Origin of the sequence: Jiangella alba, from assembly GCF_900106035.1 — a bacterium.
GTDB classification, from domain to species: Bacteria; Actinomycetota; Actinomycetes; order Jiangellales; family Jiangellaceae; genus Jiangella; species Jiangella alba.
On sequence record NZ_FNUC01000004.1, the window covers coordinates 2,521,904 to 2,538,684 of the forward strand.

18 protein-coding genes are annotated in these 16,781 nt (G+C 73.7%); 10 read left to right on the plus strand and 8 right to left on the minus strand.

The window, feature by feature from the left end:
• Together BLV02_RS29660 and dapD are read right to left on the minus strand one after the other, a co-directional pair.
• Complete coding sequence (locus BLV02_RS29660; RefSeq protein WP_069114415.1) at positions 1-978, minus strand: VldE C-terminal domain-containing protein; 978 nt, start codon at positions 976-978, stop codon at positions 1-3.
• A gap of 40 nt (positions 979-1,018) precedes the next feature.
• Entirely contained in the window at positions 1,019-1,951 is a 933-nt protein-coding gene (gene dapD / locus BLV02_RS29665) for a 2,3,4,5-tetrahydropyridine-2,6-dicarboxylate N-succinyltransferase (RefSeq protein WP_069114414.1), read from the minus strand.
• 90 nt (positions 1,952-2,041) lie between these two features.
• On the opposite strand from dapD, the gene BLV02_RS29670 reads away from it, so the two are divergent.
• Positions 2,042-2,716: a peptidase inhibitor family I36 protein gene (locus BLV02_RS29670; protein WP_083289134.1), complete on the plus strand. Its 675-nt coding sequence runs from the start codon at positions 2,042-2,044 to the stop codon at positions 2,714-2,716.
• A 417-nt stretch (positions 2,717-3,133) separates the two neighbouring features.
• Here the strand turns inward: BLV02_RS29670 and BLV02_RS29675 are convergent, their stop codons facing one another.
• Positions 3,134-4,198: a hypothetical protein gene (locus BLV02_RS29675; RefSeq protein ID WP_069114412.1), complete on the minus strand. Its 1,065-nt coding sequence runs from the start codon at positions 4,196-4,198 to the stop codon at positions 3,134-3,136.
• On the minus strand, positions 4,195-4,854 hold the full coding sequence (locus tag BLV02_RS29680) for an RNA polymerase sigma factor (protein WP_069114411.1): 660 nt from the start codon (positions 4,852-4,854) through the stop codon (positions 4,195-4,197). The genes BLV02_RS29675 and BLV02_RS29680 overlap by 4 nt, the downstream gene beginning before the upstream one ends.
• A gap of 69 nt (positions 4,855-4,923) precedes the next feature.
• Between BLV02_RS29680 and BLV02_RS29685 the strand changes: the two genes are divergently transcribed.
• From BLV02_RS29685 to BLV02_RS29715, 7 genes are all read left to right on the plus strand, one after another.
• Positions 4,924-5,616: a VOC family protein gene (locus BLV02_RS29685; protein WP_069114410.1), complete on the plus strand. Its 693-nt coding sequence runs from the start codon at positions 4,924-4,926 to the stop codon at positions 5,614-5,616.
• Between the two features lie 12 nt (positions 5,617-5,628).
• Positions 5,629-6,693, plus strand: coding sequence for a succinyl-diaminopimelate desuccinylase (dapE, locus tag BLV02_RS29690; RefSeq protein ID WP_074946801.1), 1,065 nt, complete (start codon positions 5,629-5,631; stop codon positions 6,691-6,693).
• A gap of 99 nt (positions 6,694-6,792) precedes the next feature.
• Positions 6,793-7,566 carry an LOG family protein gene (locus tag BLV02_RS29695; RefSeq protein ID WP_069114409.1) on the plus strand — a complete coding sequence of 258 codons (774 nt, stop codon included), beginning with the start codon at positions 6,793-6,795 and terminating at the stop codon, positions 7,564-7,566.
• 165 nt (positions 7,567-7,731) lie between these two features.
• The gene (locus BLV02_RS29700) at positions 7,732-9,087 is read left to right on the plus strand and encodes an APC family permease (RefSeq protein WP_141711827.1); all 1,356 of its coding nucleotides are present in this window, start codon (positions 7,732-7,734) and stop codon (positions 9,085-9,087) included.
• Positions 9,088-9,210: 123 nt separating this feature from the next.
• Positions 9,211-9,549 (plus strand): ArsR/SmtB family transcription factor, encoded by a 339-nt coding sequence (locus tag BLV02_RS29705; protein WP_141711819.1) that lies wholly within the window; start codon positions 9,211-9,213, stop codon positions 9,547-9,549.
• Complete coding sequence (locus tag BLV02_RS29710) at positions 9,546-9,989, plus strand: SRPBCC domain-containing protein (RefSeq protein ID WP_069114406.1); 444 nt, start codon at positions 9,546-9,548, stop codon at positions 9,987-9,989. The genes BLV02_RS29705 and BLV02_RS29710 overlap by 4 nt, the downstream gene beginning before the upstream one ends.
• Positions 9,986-10,417 (plus strand): YybH family protein, encoded by a 432-nt coding sequence (locus BLV02_RS29715; RefSeq protein ID WP_069114405.1) that lies wholly within the window; start codon positions 9,986-9,988, stop codon positions 10,415-10,417. Before BLV02_RS29710 ends, BLV02_RS29715 begins: the two co-directional genes overlap by 4 nt.
• A gap of 52 nt (positions 10,418-10,469) precedes the next feature.
• Here the strand turns inward: BLV02_RS29715 and BLV02_RS38120 are convergent, their stop codons facing one another.
• From BLV02_RS38120 to folP, 3 genes are all read right to left on the minus strand, one after another.
• Positions 10,470-13,385, minus strand: coding sequence for a helix-turn-helix transcriptional regulator (locus BLV02_RS38120; RefSeq protein WP_176986544.1), 2,916 nt, complete (start codon positions 13,383-13,385; stop codon positions 10,470-10,472).
• Between the two features lie 123 nt (positions 13,386-13,508).
• Positions 13,509-13,688 (minus strand): hypothetical protein, encoded by a 180-nt coding sequence (locus BLV02_RS29725; protein ID WP_069114403.1) that lies wholly within the window; start codon positions 13,686-13,688, stop codon positions 13,509-13,511.
• A 164-nt stretch (positions 13,689-13,852) separates the two neighbouring features.
• The gene (gene folP / locus BLV02_RS29730) at positions 13,853-14,665 is read right to left on the minus strand and encodes a dihydropteroate synthase (RefSeq protein WP_069114503.1); all 813 of its coding nucleotides are present in this window, start codon (positions 14,663-14,665) and stop codon (positions 13,853-13,855) included.
• A gap of 158 nt (positions 14,666-14,823) precedes the next feature.
• Between folP and BLV02_RS29735 the strand changes: the two genes are divergently transcribed.
• Entirely contained in the window at positions 14,824-15,171 is a 348-nt protein-coding gene (locus tag BLV02_RS29735; protein WP_069114402.1) for a DivIVA domain-containing protein, read from the plus strand.
• A gap of 125 nt (positions 15,172-15,296) precedes the next feature.
• Positions 15,297-15,749 carry an SRPBCC family protein gene (locus tag BLV02_RS29740; protein WP_069114401.1) on the plus strand — a complete coding sequence of 151 codons (453 nt, stop codon included), beginning with the start codon at positions 15,297-15,299 and terminating at the stop codon, positions 15,747-15,749.
• A gap of 471 nt (positions 15,750-16,220) precedes the next feature.
• On the opposite strand, the gene BLV02_RS29745 is transcribed toward BLV02_RS29740, so the two are convergent.
• A complete protein-coding gene (locus BLV02_RS29745; RefSeq protein ID WP_069114502.1) occupies positions 16,221-16,748 on the minus strand; it encodes a DNA-3-methyladenine glycosylase I in 528 nt (175 codons plus the stop codon).
• Positions 16,749-16,781: the final 33 nt, after the last annotated feature.

Here is a 16,781-nt window from a genome sequence, read left to right on the forward strand (position 1 = left end):
TCACTCTCCTGGGGCGACGTCGATGTGCACGTGGTCCAGATGGCGGAGGGTGACATCTGCGGTGTCACCGGACGGGTGAGTGTACTCGCGCCAGCCTTCGTCGGACCGGCGCGCCGACCAGATCCTGTCGTCGTAGATGATGGTCGCGATGTCCAGTGCCTGGGCATTCGCGACGGCCCAGTGGGCCACCGACCAGCCGCGGCGGTTGACGTCGGGGTCGTCGTACGGCTCGAACATGACGTCCAGCGCGCGGCCGTCGTAGTGGGCCGACCCCTCCACGTGACCGGAGTCGACGCCGCCGGGCTGGAATCCGCCGATGTCGAGGCCGTCGAACGTGCCGGCCAGCTCGTCGCGGACGGCGCGGGCGCGGTCGGTGAGGCCGTCGTCGCCCTCGGCCTGGGCCGCGACGTCGTCGGCCCGGAACGTGCAGTAGAACGACGCCGGGGAGTTGCCGGTGAGTGCCGACGCCAGCACCCGCGCGTCGTCCTCGTGGTCGGCGTAGGCGTCGGGGAAGGCGCTGCGCTGCACCTCCTGCGCGGCGACGGTGACCTCGAGCTCGCGGTAGTTCGGGATGTCGACCAGCGCGTCGTAGAAGGCGCCCGCGGCGTAGACGGGGTCCTGCACCTGCTCGGGCGTGCCCCAGCCCTGCGACGGCCGCTGCTGGAACAGCCCGAGGGAGTCGCGGTCGCCGTAGTCGATGTTGTAGATGTCGGATTCCTGGTACGCCGTGGCCAGGGCGATGGTGACCGCGCGCGCCGGCAGGCCGCGCTCGAGCGCCACGGCGGCGATGGTGGCGGAGTGCCGGGCCTGTTCCGGCGACAGCGCGACGGTGCGGCCGTCGACGGAGGCCCGGCAGTCGTTGCGGCGGATGAGCGGGTTGTCGTCGCGGCCGACCCACCAGATGAGCAGCGCGGCGACGCACCCGCCCAGGGCGAGCAGGGTACCGAGGGTGGCCGTGAGGCGGGCAGCGCGACTCATGTGTCCTGGAGAACGTTCGTGGCCCGGGCGGCGGTTCCGGTCAGTTCGCGTGCAGGACGGAGTTGAGCCCGCCCCAGTCGCCGGACCTCGCCAGTGCCTCGACGGCGCCCGTGACGCTGTTGCGGCGGAACAGCAGGCCGTCGCGGCCGGACAGCTCCAGCGCCTTGACGACACGGCCGTCGGGCAGCCCGACCTTCGTTCCGGCCGTGATGTAGCAGCCGGCCTCGACCACACAGCCGTCGCCGAGCGAGATGCCGATGCCGGCGTTGGCGCCGATGAGGCAGCCCGCGCCGACGGTGATGACCTCCTTGCCGCCGCCGGACAGCGTCCCCATGATCGACGCGCCGCCGCCGACGTCGGAGCCGTCGCCGACCACCACGCCGGAGGAGATGCGCCCCTCGACCATGGACGAGCCGAGCGTGCCGGCGTTGAAGTTCACGAACCCCTCGTGCATGACCGTGGTGCCGGCGGCGAGGTGGGCGCCGAGGCGGACGCGGTCGGCGTCGGCGATGCGCACCCCGGACGGCACGACGTAGTCGACCATGCGCGGGAACTTGTCGATGCCGTACACCGTGACCGGGCCGCGGCGCAGCAGCCGCAGCCGCGTCCGCTCGAAGCCGTCGACCGGGCACGGGCCGTGGTTGGTCCACACGACGTTGTTGAGCACGCCGAACAGGCCGTCGAGCACCTGCCCGTGCGGCGCGACCAGCCGATGCGACAGCAGGTGCAGCCGGAGGTAGGCGTCCTGGGCGTCGGCGGGCGGCGCGTCGAGGTCGATGTCGGTCTGCACGACGGTGCGGCGGACCTCGCGGTCGCGGTCCTCGACCTCGAGGTCGCGCAGCTCGACGAGGGCGTCGTCGGACGAGATGGGCGGTTTGCCGAGAGCTGGCGATGGGTACCAAACATCCAAGATCGTTCCATCTGCGGCTATGGTGGCCAGGCCGAAGCCCCATGCCCGTCGCACGTCGGTCATGGGCTCAGCCTACGGAACACGGCGGGCTGCGTGAGCACGGTGGTCGCCGTGCGGCGCGCCCGCAGAAGACACGAGTGCTGGGAGGCGCCGATGGTGCGACGACGGCTACTCGCCACCCTCGCGGGGGTCGCGACGACGGTTCTGGTGGCGGCGGGTGGTGCGTACGCGAGCATCGCTGCGGGCGACGCGGGCGACGCGGGCGCTGCGGGAGGCACGGAGGCCGCGGGGGCCGCCGGGCCCAGTGGGCCGCTCGCGGACGAGATGGCGGCGGCGCTGGAGCAGAACCCGGGCGGCATCCAGCTCTCCGACAACGCCATGGCCTGGGACGACGGCGACGTCATCGCCGTGTGGCCGAGCCCCGGCGCCGACGCGGCGCCGTTCGGCCTGGGCGACGCCGTGCGCACCGACGTCGTCGAGGCGCTCGGCATCACCGGGCTGGCCCAGCCGTTCGAGCCGTTCGCCGGCGACATGCAGGCGCGGGGCAGCGCCTCGACCTGCCCGTCCGGCTACTACTGCTTCTACACCGCCTCGAACTTCGACGGCACGCGGTACCAGTTCTCCAGCACCTGCTCGGGCTACGCCAGCAGCTGGGGCTTCGACAACACCGCGTCGTCGTGGGTCAACCGCAACTCCGGCCGCAACTACCACGCCTACGACTACGTCGGCGGAGCGCGACTGTGGACCATGACCCCCGGCGCCAGCGACTCCTACGTCGGCGCTTCTGCCGACAACCGGATGAGCTACTGGACCTGCACCAGCGCCTGACCGGAGCCGGCCGAGCGGCCGGGCGAGGCTGCCGTGGCCCGGGCCGGGAGTGGGCGATGGCCGGGGGTTTGCTGGTGCCAGAGCGCCAGCGAACCGCCAGCCATCGTGCAGGGTCAGCCAGGCGGTACGGCCGCGGCGCTCGCGGCCCGTGCGCGGCGGGTGCGGCGGTCGTGGTCCGTGCGTGGCGGGTGCGGCGGTCGTGGCGGCGACAGTGTCGGTGCCCGCCCGTAGGGTGGGACTCCCTCCCAGCCGGGCGGGGACCGAACCCGGTGCGGAAACCGGCAGACCGGGCATACCTGCCGCCGAACGTGCCGCGTCCGCCCTTCGTCGCGGGCGGTGGATGCGCCAACGCTCGGTGGCCGGCGGTGGACGCACCCGCCCGTGCCCGCGGCGGGCGGGGTCAGCGGCAGCTGCGGGTCAGAGGAAGACGGTGTACTGCGCGACCACCGGCGCCTCGAGGTCCAGGGCGCCGGTGTCGCCGGTGAGCACCTCTTCGTAGCCGAGCAGACGCCCGGACATGGGGTCGACCATCAGCACGTGCCGGCGGTCCAGCCCGGAGTCGTCGCTGTCGGTGCCGAACGCGATGGCCGTGCGGCCGCGCCGGTCGGTGGTCTCGCCGAGCGCGACCACGCCGGGCTCGTCGGCCAGCATGGTCAGGGCAGCGGCCTGCACCGAGGTGTCCATGACACGGGTCGAGGCGACCTCGTGCAGCGCCTGGAACAGCGCCGCGGCGGGGTCGTCGGCCTGTGGCCAGACGGCCAGGAGCTGGGCCCGCAGCGCGGCGGGGTCGGCGGCGAGCGCCTCCGGGTACCCCGACGCCAGGCCGTCGGCCGGGACGGTCTCGTCCAGCAGGACGGCGCCGGGCGTGGCGGAACCGTCGGCCTCGCTCCAGGCCGCCGTCGGGTACTGCGCCTCGCCCTGCGTCTCGCGCACGTGCACCGAGCCGTCGGCCAGGAACCGCTGCTCGCGCAGCACCGGCACGACGGCGGACGTGACGGCCGGCACGCCGAGCGCCGCACCCTCGCCCGGCGCGGCGCCCTCGGCGGGCGCCAGGCCCTCCGCAGGCTGCCCCTCGGTGACGGTCAGCAGCCAGCTCTCGGTGGTGACGGTGACCTCGGCGCTCGTGTAGAGCGCGGCGTGCGCCTGCGACGCCGTGGTGGCCAGTGACAGCAGCTCGGCAGCGGCCGGCTGCCCCATGGCCAGCTCCGCGGCCAGGACGGGCGGCGTGGCGGCGTAGGCGGTGTCGGCGCCGTCGGACCCGAGGTCACCCACGACGAGGACGGTGGCGGCCACCGCGGACGCCGCCACGAGGCCCGCCGCCGGCCACATGGCCGGGCGCAGCCGGGGCCGTCGCGGCGCCGAGAGCAACTGCCGGGTGGCGACCGCGTCCTCCAGCAGCCGGCGCATGGCGTCGCGACGGTCGGTGGGGAGGTCGCGCCTGGGTGGCAGCGCGAACGCGAGGTCGAGGCCGGTGGAACTCATGTGTGGTGCGCTCCTTCGGGGCGCGAGCCGGGTCGCGGCTCGGCGGTCTTCGTGGTCGCGGCCTCGGTGAGCCGCTCCATGTGAGCTCGAGCTCGCGCCAGCCGCGAGCGTACTGTGCCGACGGGGATTCCGAGCGCCACGGCCGCCTCGGCGTAGGTGCGCTCGCCCCAGACGCACAGCGCGAGCACCTCCTGCTCCTGCTTCGGCAGCCGCCGGAACACCCGCAGCACCTGCCGCATGTGCCGTTCGTCGTCGGCCCGGGCGGCGGCGTCGGCGGGGTCGGCCGGCTCGGACGGTTCGGGCGGCGCGGTGTCCTCGGCGCCGCCGGCGATGACGGCGGGCGGCAGCTTGGCCAGCAGCCGGCGGTGCCGGCGGACCGCACGGGTGCTGTTGCGCGCGACGCGGCCGGCCACGCTCAGCAGCCACGGGACGAACCCGGCCTCGGCGGCGACGTCGTCGCGCTTGCGCCAGGCCTCCAGGAAGACGACGGAGGTGAGGTCCTCGGCGGTCTTCCAGCTGCCGGTGAGCCGGAAGCAGTAGTTGTAGACCACCGTCGAGTGCCGGGTGAACAGCTCGCCGAACGCCGCCGGGTCGCCTCGGCGCGCCCGCGACCAGAGATGCTGGTCGTCGGGCGGAGCGGCCGGCAGGGAGCTCATCGTCGTCGGGTCACCTGGTGGGTCCTCGGGCGGGTCAGGGGTGTCGGTGCCCTCGGCTAGCGTGGCCGTATGCACCCGACACCCGTCGCCACCTGGCAGGCTCTCTGCCTCGACGCGAGCGATCAGCCGCGGCTCGCCGAGTTCTGGGCGGCGGCGCTGGGCCGCCGGCCAGACTCAGACGATCCTACGCACCTGCGCGGAGATGCAGAAGGCGAGCAGATCTGGGTCGACCTCGTGCCGGAGGCCAGGACGGTCAAGAACCGGGTGCACCTCGACGTCGAGACGGGCCATCTCGACGGCCTGCTGTCGCTCGGCGCCACCGTCCTGCGCGAGCCCGACGACGAGAACTTCTGGTACGTCATGGCCGACCCCGAAGGCGGCGAGTTCTGTGCGTTCCTCCGGCCCGGGCGGCCGTCGCTGCCGGGCCGGCTCTGCGCGGTGGTGGTCGACTGCGCCGACCCGCACGCTCAGGCCGCGTGGTGGGGCGAGGTGTTCGGGCTGGTCCCCGAGCGCGAGCCGAAGGAGCACTACGCCGCGCTCGAGAGCGTCGGCCGGCTGCCGTTCGACTACCTGTGCTTCGTGCCGGTCCCCGAGCCGAAGGCGGCGAAGAACCGCGTCCACTGGGACGTCGACGTCGCCGACATCGCGCTGCTCACCGAGCGTGGCGCCACGGTGCTGCGCGAGCCCGGCGGCGACATCTCCTGGCACGTCATGGCCGACCCCGAGGGCAACGAGTTCTGCGCCTTCACCCCGCGCACGTAGGCTGAGGCGCTTGTGGGCATCGTTCTCGATCTCGACCTCCCCGCGCCGGCACTGACGGCGCAGCTGTGCGACCTCGCCTCCCCGAGCGGTGAGGAAGGGCCGCTGGCCGACGCCGTCGAGGCGGCGTTGCGCTCCCTCGGCCACCTCACGGTCCACCGCGACGGCGACACCGTCGTCGCCCGCACGGCGCTGGGCCGCCCCGCGCGGGTGGTGCTGGCCGGGCACCTCGACACCGTGCCGGTCGCCGCCAACCTCCCCACCCGCCTCGACGACGGCGTGCTCTGGGGCCGCGGCACCGTCGACATGAAGGGCGGCGTGGCCGTCGGGCTGCGGCTGGCCGCGCACGTCCCGGCGCCGGCCAGCGACGTCACCTACGTCTTCTACGACAACGAGGAGGTCGAGGCCGAACGCAACGGCCTCGGCCGGGTCGGCCGGCAGCACCCCGACTGGCTGGCGGCCGACTTCGCCGTGCTCATGGAGCCGACGTCGGCGGCGGTCGAGGGCGGCTGCAACGGCACGCTGCGCGTCGCCGTCCAGCTCACCGGCACCGCCGCCCACAGCGCCCGCTGGTGGAGGGGCAGCAACGCCATCCACGCGGCCGGCCCGGTGCTGCAACGGCTGGCCGACTACCAGCCGGCCACGGTCACCGTCGACGGCCTCGACTACCGCGAGGGGCTCAACGCGGTCGGCATCAGCGGCGGCATCGCCGGCAACGTCATCCCCGACCGCTGCGAGGTCACCGTCAACTACCGCTTCGCGCCCGAGAAGACCGAGGCCGAGGCGCTCCACCACGTGCGGCAGGTGTTCGACGGCTACGACGTGCGGCTGCTCGACACCGCGCCCGGCGCCCGTCCAGGCCTCGACCGCCCGGTCGCGGCGGCGTTCGTCGCGGCCGTCGGCGGCGAGCCGCGGGCCAAGGTCGGCTGGACCGACGTCGCCCGGTTCGACGCGCTCGGCGTCCCGGCGGTCAACTACGGCCCCGGCGACCCCCAGCTCGCGCACGCCGACGACGAACGGGTGCACGTCGCCGAGATCGAGGCCTGTGAGGCGCGATTGCGGGCCTGGCTCGCGGCCTGACCACGAGGGGGTGGCCCGCGGATCTTCGGCGGCGCGGATCGGCGCCAGGACACCACCCGCATCCACCAATATCCGCGGGACACCCCCTAGCCTGGCCGCGTGACCCGACACGACGAGTTCGAACGGCCGGTGAAGTACGCCGGGCCGGTGATCCAGCGAGGGAAGCACTACGACGTGACGACGACCGACCAGCGGCTGCTCGACACCGCCGGCCCCACCGACTGGGTGCACACCGACCCCTGGCGGGTCCTGCGCATCCAGTCCGAGTTCATCGAGGGCTTCGGCGCGCTCGCCGAGCTCGGCCCGGCCATCAGCGTGTTCGGCTCGGCCCGCACGCAGCCCGACGACCCGTCCTACCAGCTCGCCGTCGACCTCGGCGAGCGGCTGACCGGCGCCGGGTACGCCGTCATCACCGGCGGCGGGCCGGGCATCATGGAGGCCGCCAACAAGGGCGCCCAGGAGGCCGGCGGCACGTCCGTCGGGCTGGGCATCGAGCTGCCATTCGAGCAGGGCATCAACGCCTACGTCGACCTCGCGGTGAACTTCCGCTACTTCTTCGCGCGCAAGACCATGTTCGTCAAGTACGCGCAGGGTTTCGTGGTGTTCCCCGGCGGTTACGGCACGCTCGACGAGTTGTTCGAGGCCATGACGCTCGTCCAGACACACAAGGTCACCGCATTTCCCATCGTGCTCGTCGGCGAGTCGTACTGGAAAGGGCTCGTCGACTGGCTTCGTGACACGCTGGTCGCGGAGAAGAAGATCTCGCCCGTCGACCTCGACCTCCTCACCGTCACCGACGACCTCGACGACGTGATGTCCGTGCTGGCCAGGGCCGAGGAAGCGCGTCGGGCGGCGGGACGCGAACAACCCTGAAAACACCACATTCCAGGCATTGACTCGCCGTGTCACTGCTTGCGCCGCACACCCTCCAAGAGGTAGACCAAGGCAACCGATTGGAGGTGGCACATGGCAGATGCGCCCGTGCGTACCGGTGAGGCTCCCCGTCAGCCCGCGGAACAGCCCAGCCTGAAACGGGTGATGGGCCCGAGTCTGCTGCTGCTGTTCGTCGTCGGCGACATTCTCGGCACCGGGGTCTACGCGCTCACCGGTCAGGTCGCCGCCGAGGTCGGCGGGGCGGCCTGGCTGCCGTTCCTCGTCGCCTTCATCGTGGCCATCCTCACCGCGTTCAGCTACCTCGAACTGGTGACGAAGTACCCGCAGGCCGCGGGCGCGGCGCTGTACACGCACAAGGCGTTCGGCGTCCATTTCGTCACGTTCATCGTGGCGTTCACGGTCATGTGCTCGGGCATCACGTCGGCGTCGACGGCGTCGCGGGCGTTCGCGTCGAACCTGTCCGAGGCGTTCGACGTCGAGCTGAGCACCGGCGTCGGCATCACCGGCGTCGCGCTGCTGTTCATCCTGCTGGTCGCGGCGGTGAACTTCCGCGGCGTCGGCGAGAGCGTCAAGGCCAACGTGGTGCTCACCTGCGTCGAGCTGAGCGGCCTGCTGATCATCATCATGATCGGCCTGTGGGCCATCGGCGGCGGCGAGGCCGACATGAGCCGGGTCACCGAGTTCGACACCCAGGGCCAGGGCGTCTTCGGCGCGGTCACCGCGGCGACGGCGCTGGCGTTCTTCGCGATGGTGGGGTTCGAGGACTCCGTCAACATGGCCGAGGAGTGCAAGGACCCGGTCCGGATCTTCCCCAAGGTCATGCTGACCGGCCTGATCATCACCGGCGTCATCTACGTGCTGGTGGCCATCTCGTCGGTGGCGCTGGTGCCGGTCGACCAGCTCGGCGAGGGCGACACCCCGCTGCTGCAGGTGGTCGAGGCCGGTGCTCCCGGCTTCCCGCTGAAGATCTTCGCGTTCATCACCATGTTCGCCGTCGCCAACTCCGCGCTGATCAACATGCTGATGGCGAGCCGGCTGGTCTACGGCATGAGCCGCGAGCGGGTGCTGCCGGGGCCGCTGGGCCGGGTGCACCCGGGCCGGCGCACGCCGTGGGTCGCGATCATCTTCACGACGCTGCTGGCGGTCGGCCTCATCACGTTCGTCGGCGAGGTGCCGGCGCTGGGCGGCACGACGGCGCTGCTGCTGCTCGCGGTCTTCTCGGTCGTCAACGTCGCGGTCCTGGTGCTGCGGCGCCAGCCGGTCGAGCACAAGCACTTCCGCACCCCGACGGTCATCCCGATCATCGGCGCCATCACCTGCGCCTACCTGGCGACGCCGTGGACCGGCCGCGACAGCGAGCAGTACCGCATCGCCGGCATCCTGCTCGCCATCGGCGTCGTGCTCTGGTTCGTCACCTGGATGGTCAACCGTCGCCTGCACCGCTCGCAGGGCGACATGGACGACCCCGAGAACCTGGGCGTCGGCGGCCCGGTCAACTGACGGTCCACCGCCTGGCCGCCGAGCCACGGGCCCAGCTCTCGCGCTGCGGCCCGTGGCCGGCGGCGGTCCTGGACGCTTAAGTCGACGCTTGACTTTCAAGGGTCCGCCACTAAAGTTAAGTACATGCTTAAGCATGAGTCCGTGGACCGGGTGTTCCACGCTCTTGCCGACGCCAATCGGCGAGCCGTCATCGAGCGCCTGACCCGTGGCCCGGCCACCGTGAGTGAGCTGGCGGCCGAGCTCGGCGTGACCGTCGCCGCGACGGTGCAGCACCTGCAGGTGCTGCAGGACACCGAGTTGGTGCGCACGGAGAAGGTCGGGCGGGTCCGTACCTGCCAGATCGATCCGGCCGGCCTCCGCAACGCCGAGGCGTGGTTGCGACGGCAGCGCACGGCGTGGGAGCACCGCCTGGACCGCCTCGGCGCGGTCCTCGACGACCAGACGAAGGAGCCAGGATCATGACCGATCACTCGGTGAAGCACAGCACGTTCACGCTGGAGCGCAGCTACGCCGCCGCGCCGGCCGCGGTGTTCGCGGCGTGGTCCGACCCCGACACGAAGGCGAAGTGGTTCGCGGCCGAGGACGGCCGCTACTCGCTGGACTTCCGGGTCGGCGGCACCGAGGCCGTGCACGGCGGCGACGGTGTCGACCTCGTCGCCAGGAGCGAGTACCACGACATCGTCCCCGGTGAGCGCATCGTCTACACCACGCTCCTGTTCGCCGACGGGGTCCTGTCGACCGTGTCGACGACCACCGTGCAGTTCGGCGGCGACGGCGACGGAACCCGCCTGCTGCTCACCGAACAGGGCACCTTCCTGGACGATCAGGAGCAGCCCGAGTGGCGCGAGCAGGGCACCGGCGACTGGCTGGACGCCCTCGGCCGTCAGGTGGCCCCACGATGACGGCGGACCGCGAACAGCGGATCCGGGAGGTGCTGGAGACCCGCACCCGCGCGTTCGGCCGCCGGGACGCCACCGCCGCGGCCGCCGGCTACGACGACGACCTCGTGCTGTACGACGCCGTCGGCCCGTTCGTCCGCCGCGGCGAGGACCCGACCGGCCGGCTGGAGAGCTGGATCGCGTCGTACCGCACCCCGATCGGCCACGAGATCCGCGACCTCGAGATCACCGCCGGGGCCGATCTCGCCTTCTGCCACTTCCTGGTCCGGATCAGCGGAACGATGCGGGACGGCACCGAGGTCGCCATGTGGGTGCGTGCGACGAGCTGCCTCCGCCGTCAGGGCGGCGCCTGGACGATCGTCCACGAGCACGCGTCGGTGCCGTTCGACGCCGGCACCGGACGTGCCGTGCTCCGCTCTGAGCTCTGCTGACGGCTCGGCGCCGAGCCCGAGCCGGCCTGGACGACCTGGTGGCGGCCGGGCGTCAGCCGGCCTGCTGGGCGGGATCGTCGTCCAGGAGGCCTTCACGGTGCGCCAGGGCGGCCGCCTCGCCGCGGCCGGACACACCGAGCTTGCCCAGGATGTTCGACACGTGCACGCTGGCGGTCTTGGTGCTGATGAACAGCTCTTCGCCGATCTGCCGGTTGCTCCGCCCGGCGGCGACCAGGTGCAGCACCTCACGCTCGCGTTCGGTGAGCGCCGGGAACGCACCGTCGTCGGCCGCGCCGGGACGGGACGGCGGCAGCCCCATCCGGGCGCGGCGCGCGAGGTCGTCGATCCAGCCGCGGATCAGCCCGGCGCCGAGCCGGTCGGCGTCGTCGGCCGCCACGCGCAGCGGTTCTTCGGCGGCGGCGCGATCGCCCAGCAGGACGTACGCCTCGCCCAGCCGGTAGCCGGCGAACGGCCGCAGGTGGGCCGGGCCCTCGGCCGCCTCGACGACGTCGAGGGCGGCGCGCCAGGCGTCCGGCGCCGGCCCGTCCAGACCGGCGAGATGGGCCTGGACGACGGGTGCCCACACCGGCGCCGGTCCCCAGTCGCCGATGGGCGCCAGCCGGTCCCGCAGCCAGGCGGCGTCCGCCTCGACGTCGCCCGGCGGGAGGTCACCGGTCCGGACGCGCGCCTCCAGCGCCCAGCCGGCCGCTCCGAGCAGCGGCAGCTCGTAGCCGAACTGCTGCCCGGGTGAGGCGTCGACGGCGGCGCGGACGAGCTGCCACGCGAGGCCGGGTTCGCCGCGGCCGAGCGCCGCCTCGGCGGCCGCGCGGGTCCCCGGCAGCACGTACTGCGGGCCGGGGTCGTGGCCGGCCAGCCGCTCGCGCACCTGTGCGGCGTACTGCGACGCGGCCTCGACGTCGCCGCGCCACAGCGCCAGCCAGGACCGCAACGCGGCCAGGTGCCAGACGTGGCGTCCCGGCGGCCGGAGTTCGAGGGCGCGGACGATGACCCGCTCGGCCTCGTCCCAGCGGCCCAGTGCCATCAGCGGTTCGGCGGCGTTGCCGGCCAGCATGGTCCCGAGCGTGCGGGCCAGTCCGACCGCACCGGCGCCGTCGATGCCGCGCTGCGCGACCTCTTCCGCCTCGCCGTGCCGGCCGAGCAGGTGCAGCGAGTCGGACATGTTGATGTGGTAGCTGACCAGCCACTCCGGCCGCTCGCCGGCCAGCCGGTGCGCCGTCGCCAGGGCGTCGAGGCCGTCGTCGACGTGGCCGGAGTGCACCAGGCAGGGCCCGAGCACGACGTACGCGCGGAACTCCGACTCGGCCTCGCCGGTCTGGCGCGCCAGCGCCGCCGCCTCGCGGGCCAGCGCGACGGCGTTCGCCTGCCGGCCGTCCATCATCAGCCCCGACACGTACTTCTGCAGCAGCCGGGCCCGCTGCGGCGTGGGCGGGTCGGCCGGGATCAGCGCCAGCGCCCGCTCGACCTCGGCGGTGGCGCCGCCACGGCCGAGCTCGCTGAGCAGCCCGCCGCGGAAGCCCAGCAGCCGGGCGACGCGGCTCGGCTCGACGGCGTCGCCCGCGGCCTGGACCTCGGCCAGCGAGGCGTCGACCAGCGCGAGGGCGCGGTCCAGCTCGCCGGCGTGGTCAGCCGCCGCGGCAGTGCGGGCGAGCAGTTCCGCGTGGTCGTGCCCCGCCTTCTCGGCGGCGTCGGGGACCTGGTCCCAGAGCTCCAGCGCCCGCTCGAGGTTGCGCTGCGCCTCGTCGTAGGCGGCCAGCGAGCGCGCCTCGGCGGCGGCGTCGAGCGAGGCGGCGAACGACTTCTCGTGCTCGTGCGCGCAGAACCAGTGGTGCGCCGCCTCGGCGGTGACGGCCCGCCGCGGGCCGGCGCCGGACGCGAGCCGCCGTTCCAGCGTGGCCGCGTAGAGCGCGTGCAGCCGGGCGTGCTCGCCGGGCAGCAGGTCGGCGTGGACGGCCTCGCGGACCAGCGCGTGCCGGAACGCGTACCCGTCGCCGTCGACCCGCAGCACGTTCGCCGACACCGCCTCGCGCAGCGTGCGGTCCAGTGCGTCGGCGTCGACCGCCGCGACGGAGGCCAGCAGGTCGTGCCCGACGCGGTCGCTGCCGACGGCGAGCAGCCGGACCAGCCGCTGTGACTCGTCGGACAACTGCTCGACCCGCACCAGCAGCAGGTCGCGCAGCGACTCGGGCAACGTGGTGCCGTCGTCGAGCTCGGCCAGCTGCTCGACGAAGAACGGCACGCCCTCGCTGCGGGCGTGGATGCGGCGGACGGCGTCGACGGGCGGCTGCGCCCCGGCGAGCCCGGCGAGCTGCTCGGCGACCTCGTGTTCGGTCAGCCGCGGCACGTCGATGCGGTGCACCGTGCGCACCCGCTCCAGCTCTGCCAGCAGCCGCCGCAGCGGGTGGTCGCGCGACAGCTCGTCGCTGCGGTACGTGCCGACGACGAGCAGGCGGGCGCTGCCCAGCGCCCGGACCGCGAACCCGAGCAGCTGACGGGTAGCGCGGTCGGCCCAGTGCAGGTCCTCGAGCACCAGCACCAGCGGGCGGTCGGCGGCGACGTGCTCGAGCAGCCCGGTGACCGCCTCGAAGACCCGGCCCTGGCTGGTGCCGCCCGCCTGAGCGTCGTCGCCGGGGAGGTCGGGCAGCAGGCTGCCCAGTGCGGCCCGTCCCGGACCGGCGGCGGCCAGCAGCGTGTCGGCGCCGAGCCGGCCGGCGAGGTCGCGCAGCGCGCCGGTGATGGGGGCGTACGCCAGGCCGTCGCCGCCGAGGTTCACGCACTGGCCGACGACGACCAGGGCCCCGCCGCGCTCGGCCTCGGCCGCGAACTCCGTCACCAGCCGGGTCTTGCCGACGCCGGCCTCGCCGCCGAGCACCACCGTGACCGGTACGCCGCCGGCGGCAGCCGCCAGCGCCGATCGCAGGCCGTCGAGCTGCTCGGTGCGGCCGACCATCGCGGGACTCATCGCTGCCAACGCCACAGTGACCATCCTGCTACGCCGGGCCGGATTCGCCGTCACAGGGTGAGGCCCCGGTGTCCGTGGTGGACACCGGGGCCTGGTGGGTGGACGTCGTCGTCAGACCGCGTGGCGGCCGGGCAGGTGGCGGAGCACCCACGTCGACCGGCGGGCGGGCCGCTCGGCGTCGCGGCGGGCGGCGCGGCGCGCTACGCGAGCGAGGCGGTCGGCGTCGGCCTCGGCCCGCAGCCGGCCCGCACGCTCCTCGTGGACGAGCTGGGCGACATACGTGGTGTTCATGACCGGACCTCTTTCGGTGCAGTTGTGCTGACACTGAAGAGTCTGGTCGGTAAGGGGTGCTCGGCACATGCGGTGAATGCCGCATCTTCGCAGGTGGATAGGCCCTTACCCGGTGCCTGAGGGGCTCTGAGGTGCTGGTCGGGGCGGCTGAGGTGCCTCAGTCGTCAGGTGAGGCCGCGCAACGGCGCCGCCGGCGGCCGGTCGCCGCGGATCGAGGCCACCATGTCGAGCACCTGCCGGGTCGCGGCGACGTCGTGGGCACGGAACACCCGGGCGCCGTGCCACGCCGACACCGCGGTGGCCGTCAGCGTGCCGGTCAGCCGCTCGTCCACCGGAAGGTCCAGCGTCTCGCCGACGAAGTCCTTGCGCGACAGGCTGACCAGCACCGGCCACCCCGTCGCGACCAGTTCGTCCAGGCGCCGCGTCAGCTCCAGCGAATGGAAGGTGTTCTTGCCGAAGTCGTGCGTCGGGTCGATGAGGATGCCCTCGCGCGGCACGCCCAGCTGCACGGCCCGCTCGGCCAGCGCCGTCGTGTGCGCCAGGACGTCGGCGACCACGTCGTCGTAGGCGACCCGGTGCGGGAGCGTCCGCGGCCGCATGCCGCCGGTGTGGCTGCACACCAGCCCGGCGCCGTGCTGCGCCGCGACGGCCGCGACCTCCGGGTCGGCGCCGGCCCAGGTGTCGTTGACGAGGTCGGCGCCGGCCGCGCACAACGCGTCCGCCGTCCGCGCCCGGTACGTGTCGACGCTGATCACGACCTGCGGGTACGCCTCGCGGATGGCGCTGACCAGCCCCGCGACGCGGTCGATCTCCTCGTCCTCGCTGACGTGCTCGCCGGCGCCCGCCTTCACCCCGCCGACGTCGACGATGTCGGCGCCCTCGGCCACCACCTGCTGCACCCGGCGCCACGCCTGCTCGAACCCGAACGTCGCACCCTGGTCGTAGAAGGAGTCGGGGGTGCGGTTCACGATCGCCATGACGGCGAACCGTCCGGGCGGGAACGCCGACCGGCCCAGGCGCAGAACACCCACAGGACTCCTCTGTTCGGATCGCGATCAGGTCGCCAGTAAGCCTCGCACGCCAGGTCGGCGGGCGCGGCGCGGAGGTGGAACGCCGGACGTGGCACCCTTGAGCCGTGTTCGTCGTCTTCGTCATCGTCGCCGCGGCCGTGCTGTTCGGCGCGGTCCTGCTGGTGCTCGGCCGGGGCGACGTCCTGCAGCCCGAGACACCGGGCGGCGAGGCGAAGCTGCTGCCCGCCGACGCCGTCGGCCCCGACGACGTCGCCGGGCTGCGCTTCTCCGTCGTCCACCGCGGCTACCGCATGGACCAGGTCGACCTCGTCCTCGACCGCCTGCAGCGCGAACTCGCCTGGCGCGACCACCGGCTGGCCGAGCTGGAGACGCGGCTGCCCGGCCCCAGCGGGCCGCTCCCGCGCCGTCCCGCCCGCCCTGACGAGGGTGAACCGCCGGTCACGGGGTACTGAAGGGGCACTGACGGTGCGGGGCGAGCGCTTGGGGGTGCCGGGTGAACAGCGGGGTGAACTGGGGAGTTCGCGGTGAGCGGTGGGGTCCGGGCGCGCGGGCGGGTGCGCTGCGTGGCGCCGGCGCTGTGAGCGCCGACGTGGCGGTGTCGCGGCGGCTCGCCGCCCCCGCCGACGTCGTGTGGCACGTCCTCACCGACTGGCCGGCGCAGAGCGCGTGGATGCCGCTGACCCGGGTCCGCGTCCTGGGCCTCGGCGACGGCCGCGAGGTGGGGGCGCGTCTGGAGGCCTGGACCGGTGTGGGGCGGGCCGGGTTCCTCGACACGATGGTCGTCACGGCCTGGGACCCGCCGCGACGGTGCGAGGTGCTGCACACGGGGCGGCTGGTGCGTGGGCCGGGGGTGTTCTCGGTGCGGGCGATCGGTGCGGACGCGGCCGAGGTGCGCTGGGAGGAGCAGCTGGACCTCCCGCTCGGCGCCGCCGGCCGGGCCGGCTGGCCGGTGCTGCGGCCCGCGGTGCGGTTCGGTCTCGGGGTGGCGCTGCGCCGGTTCGCCGGCTACGTGGACCGCCTGCCGCGCTGACGCTTCGCGCCTACCGCCTCGACGACGGCGCACGGTGGTGGCTGCGTGCCGGTGACCGGCGTTGAGCACGCACAGGTGCCGGTGGGTGTGGCCGGGGTCGGCCTGGTTGTCCGGGGCCGGCGACGTCGTGGTGGCCGGGTGGTCGGTGTCGGGCGGCGTCGGTGGTGAGGCGGCCGGTGATCGTGGTGGCGATGGCGGCGTTCTGGGCGTTCAGCCGAGGTATGGTCCCCGCCCGGCTGGGAGGGCACCCACCCTACGGGCGGGCACCGACAACGTGCGCGCGAGCGAACCGGGCGCCGACGAACGGTGCTCTGGTGGTCGGCGCTCAGGCGGGGAGGGGTGCTCTGGTGGTCGGTGTGCGCCGCCGCGTTCATCATGGAGAAACTCGGCCATGCCGTCGCCAGGTGGCCGACCTTCTCCATGATCGTCCGTGGGCCGGGAGGACCGGGCCGGGACGGCACCGACCACCGGTCAGCGCGAGCTGCAGCCGGCCAGGTGGTCGTTGACCAGACCGCACGCCTGCATGGCCGCATACGCCGTGGTGGGTCCGACGAAGACGAAGCCGGCCCGTTTCAGTGCTTTGGCCAGGGCGACCGACTCGGGGGTGGTGGCGGGGACGTCGGCCAGGGACGCCGGCGCCGGGCGGGCGGCGGGCGCGAAGGACCAGATGAGGCGGTCGAGCGCGCCGTGACCGTCGGTGTCCTGGAGGGCGAGGAGAGCGCGGGCGTTGGTGATGGCCGCCGTGACCTTGGCGCGGTTGCGGACGATGCCGGTGTCCTGCATGAGCCGCGCCTCGTCGGACGGCCCGAAGGCCGCCACGGCGGCGGGGTCGAAGCCGGCGAACGCGGCCCGGAAGCCGTCGCGCTTGCGCAGGATGGTCAGCCACGACAGGCCGGACTGGAACGCCTCCAGCGTCAGCCGCTCGAACAGCGCGACGTCGCCGTGGACGGGGCGGCCCCATTCGTCGTCGTGGTAGGTGACGTAGTCGGGGGTGCTCATGCCCCATGAACAGCGCGGCCGGCCGTCGGGGCC